3 protein-coding genes and 2 pseudogenes are annotated in these 3,456 nt (G+C 73.9%); 1 reads left to right on the top strand and 4 read right to left on the bottom strand.

Features of this window, described 5'->3' with window-relative positions; translation table 11 throughout:
• Nucleotides 1–462, top strand: a pseudogene (locus ABWK99_RS14850) (nicotinate phosphoribosyltransferase); the annotation flags it as partial.
• 74 nt (nt 463–536) lie between these two features.
• Here the strand turns inward: ABWK99_RS14850 and ABWK99_RS14855 are convergent.
• The 4 genes and pseudogenes from ABWK99_RS14855 to ABWK99_RS14870 form a co-directional block, all read right to left on the bottom strand.
• Complete coding sequence (locus tag ABWK99_RS14855; RefSeq protein ID WP_372595472.1) at nt 537–692, bottom strand: hypothetical protein; 156 nt, start codon at nt 690–692, stop codon at nt 537–539.
• A 219-nt stretch (nt 693–911) separates the two neighbouring features.
• Nucleotides 912–2,714: a DEAD/DEAH box helicase gene (locus tag ABWK99_RS14860; RefSeq protein WP_372595473.1), complete on the bottom strand. Its 1,803-nt coding sequence runs from the start codon at nt 2,712–2,714 to the stop codon at nt 912–914.
• A complete protein-coding gene (locus tag ABWK99_RS14865) occupies nt 2,711–3,040 on the bottom strand; it encodes a DUF3039 domain-containing protein (protein WP_372595474.1) in 330 nt (109 codons plus the stop codon). Before ABWK99_RS14865 ends, ABWK99_RS14860 begins: the two co-directional genes overlap by 4 nt.
• Before the next feature lie 34 nt (nt 3,041–3,074).
• Nucleotides 3,075–3,456 (bottom strand): annotated as a pseudogene (locus ABWK99_RS14870) (hypothetical protein); the annotation flags it as partial.

Consider the following 3,456-nt stretch of genomic DNA (forward strand, 5'->3'; position numbering starts at 1 on the left):
GCGCTGGCGGTCGCCCCCGTCGACTCCTACGGGGTGGGGACCTCCGTGGTCACCGGCTCCGGCGCACCGACCTGCGGGATGGTCTACAAGCTCGTGGCACGCGAGGGGCGCTCCGGACGGATGGAACCGGTCGAGAAGGCCAGCGCGCTCAAGGCCTCCGTCGGCGGTCGCAAGGGGGCTGCGCGGCGGATCGGTGCGGACGGGCGAGCGACCGAGGAGGTGCTGGTCCGTGGCGAGGACGGTGCCGTGCGGGAGTGGACCCCGACAGCCGGCGACCTGCGCCCCCTCCACGTCCCGCTCGTGGAGGAGGGACGGACGGTCGGCCTGACGGGCGCCGCGGCCGTGGCCGCGGGAGCCGAGCGCCATCGCGCCTCGCGGGCGGAGCTGCCTCGTGGCGCGCGACGGCTCTCCGCGGGGGACCCGGCCCTGCCGACCGTCACGATCGACGCCACGGAGGGCTGAGCGGGTCCTGCTCGGCCCTGCGACCGAGGCCCGGGACCTGTCGCCGGCCGGGTGGCCGGCGACAGGTCCGGCTCTCAGGTGCGCGAGCGGCCGCGCCCCAGGAGCCCGAGGACGAGGCTCACGATCAGGACGGCGACGCCGATCCAGATGAGCAGCTTGGCGGCCTCGACGGCCACCCCGAGGACGAGGAGGACGACGCCGACGATGAGGATCAGGAGCCAGGTGGGCATGGTGAGCCTTCCTTCCGGGGCCCCGTGGATGGTCGGGCCCGACGACGAGACGCTGGCACCAGGACGGCCGGCCCGCACGCCGAGGCGACGAGTGGCAGAAATCTCGTCGACCGTGTAAAAGACCCCGGGCCACATGCGCCTGACCTGCACGAACGCCTCGAACGACCATCGTCCGGCCGAAAATACCCGTCCACATCGCGAGACGACCACGGGGTCGGCTCAGCGTCGCCCGACGAACCAGCCCCGCACGACGACGGTCCGCGCCTCGAGCTGCTCGGCCGTCGCCAGCGCCACCTCCGGCCCTCCGGAGCGACGACGCAGCTCCGCGTGGACCGAGCCGTGGGGCTGCCCGCTGCGACGCGCCCAGGCACCCACGAGGGTGTTGAGCTCCTTGCGCAGCTCCGTCAGGCGCCGGTGGTCGACGGCCGGCACGGTGCGGGCCCTGGCGCTGCGCGCCGAGACCTGGTTCGCCTGGTGCTGCTGGAGCAGGAGGCTCACCTGGTCCGGCTCGAGCAGGCCCGGCAGGCCGAGGAAGTCCAGCTCCTCGTCCGAGCCGACCTCGGCCCCGGTCCCGAACTCTCCGCCGTCGAAGAGCACGCGGTCGAAGGTGGCCTGGGCGTCGAGCGCCTGGAAGGTGCCGACGAGACCGTCCTGACCGACCTCGTCCGATGCGGACTCCTCCCGCTCGGCCGCCGCGAGCAGCATCTCCGGGTCCTCGTCCGCTCCGTCCTTGCGGTCGAGCGCATGATCGCGCTCGAGCTCCATCGAGTTCGCCAGACCCAGCAGGTTCGGGACGCTCGGCAGGAAGACCGAGGCCGTCTCCCCGCGACGCCGCGCCCGCACGAAGCGGCCGACGGCCTGGGCGAAGAAGAGCGGGGTCGCCGTGGACGTCGCGTAGACCCCCACCGAGAGCCGGGGGACGTCGACCCCCTCCGAGACCATCCGCACCGCGACCATCCAGCGCTGGTCCCCCTCGGTGAATCCCTCGATGCGCTCGGACGCGCCGTCGTCGTCGGACAGGACGACGACGGGAGCCTCGCCGGTGATCCGGCGCAGGTGGGCGGCGTAGGCGCGGGCGTCGGCCTGGTCGGAGGCGATGACCAGACCACCGGCGTCCGGCACCGTCCTGCGCACCTCGGTGAGCCGGACGTCGGCCGCGGCGAGCACGGCGGGGATCCACTGGCCCTCCGGGTCCAGGGCCGTGCGCCAGGCCTGGGCCGTCATGTCCTTGGTGAGGTCGGCGCCGAGCACGGCGGAGACCTCGTCGCCGGCGCGCGTGCGCCAGCGCATCTGCCCCGAGTAGGACAGGAAGAGCACCGGGCGCACGACTCCGTCGCGCAGCGCCTGGCCGTAGCCGTAGGTGAAGTCCGCTGTGGAGCGGCGGATCCGGTCGCGGTCCTCCTCGTACTGGACGAACGGGATCGGCGAGGTGTCCGAGCGGAAGGGCGTCCCGGTGAGGGCGAGCCGGCGGGTGGCGCCCTCGAAGGCCTCCTGGACACCGTCCCCCCAGGTCAGCGCGTCCCCGGCGTGGTGGATCTCGTCGAGGACGACGAGGGTCGGGGCCGCGGCCGTGCGGGCGGCGTGCAGGGCCGGACGCATCGCCACCTGCGCGTAGGTGACGGCGACGCCGTCGAACTGCTCCCCGTGCCGACCCTGGCTGTTGCGGAAGGTCGGGTCCAGGTGGATGCCGACGCGTGCAGCGGCATCGGCCCACTGCCGCTTGAGGTGCTCGGTCGGGGCGACGACCGTGACCCGCCGGACCACGCCACGCTCGAGCAGGTCGGCAGCGATGCGCAGGGCGAAGGTCGTCTTGCCCGCACCGGGGGTGGCGACGGCGAGGAAGTCCCGCGGCGCCTGGGCCTCGTAGAGCTCGAGGGCAGCGGCCTGCCAGGCGCGCAGCTTGCTCGCCGTCCCCCACGCGGCACGCCGAGGGAAGGCCGGGGACTGGTGAGAGGCAGCCGCCGTCGAAACCGTCGACGGAACGGCCTGCTCAGGCTGACGTCGGCCGAGCGCCCCCGTCACTTGCCACCGGGGGCGTCCGAGCCGCCACCGGGCTTGTCGCCGTCCTGCGGATCGCGCAGACCGTCGTAGATCTCCTTGCAGATCGGGCACACGGGGAACTTGTTCGGGTCCCGGCCGGGGACCCAGACCTTCCCGCACAGAGCGATGACCGGGCTGCCGCTCAACGCGGAGTCGAGGATCTTCTCCTTGCGCACGTAGTGCGCGAACCGCTCGTGGTCGCCCGGCTCGACCTGCTCGGCCGTCTCGGTGCGCTCCAGGACGCTCGTCGACGTCCCGGGCCCCTCGGGCGAGCGGGGGTCGTCGTACGAAGGGGTGGGCTCGCTCATGCCCCGAGTGTATGTCGGCCCTCGGACAGCCGGCTCAGCGCAACCGCGAGAGCAGCCACACCTGACGCGCGTCGTAGAGGCGACCGCCCAGGCGCACCCCGAGCACCAACGCCCCGGCTCCCCAGGCAGCGCCGAGCACGAGCAGGAGCCACGAGAACGCCGGCGACCACCACAGCACGGCCGCCAACGCGAGGATCACCGGCAGCCCCACCGCGATCGTCGCCGCCGAGCTCACCGCCTGGGCGAGCATGCTGGCCCCGACCGCCCCGACGGGAGCGGCGAAGGGGTTGGCCCCGGCCTGCGGCACCGGGTACGGCAGGACGGGGCTGAGCACCGCGGAGACGCCGAGACCGGCCCCGAGGAGTCCGAGCGAGGTGCCGACCGCCGCAGGAGCCAGGTCCGTTCGGCCGCCCACC

The sequence above is a fragment of the Actinotalea sp. genome, assembly GCF_041597215.1.
Taxonomy (GTDB): Bacteria; Actinomycetota; Actinomycetes; order Actinomycetales; family Cellulomonadaceae; genus Actinotalea.

Excerpts from the sequence above, each read along its gene's own strand:
- ABWK99_RS14855 (WP_372595472.1), bottom strand. The coding sequence starts at position 692 with ATGCCCACCTGGCTCCTGATCCTCATCGTCGGCGTCGTCCTCCTCGTC.
- ABWK99_RS14865 (WP_372595474.1), bottom strand. The coding sequence starts at position 3,040 with ATGAGCGAGCCCACCCCTTCGTACGACGACCCCCGCTCGCCCGAGGGG.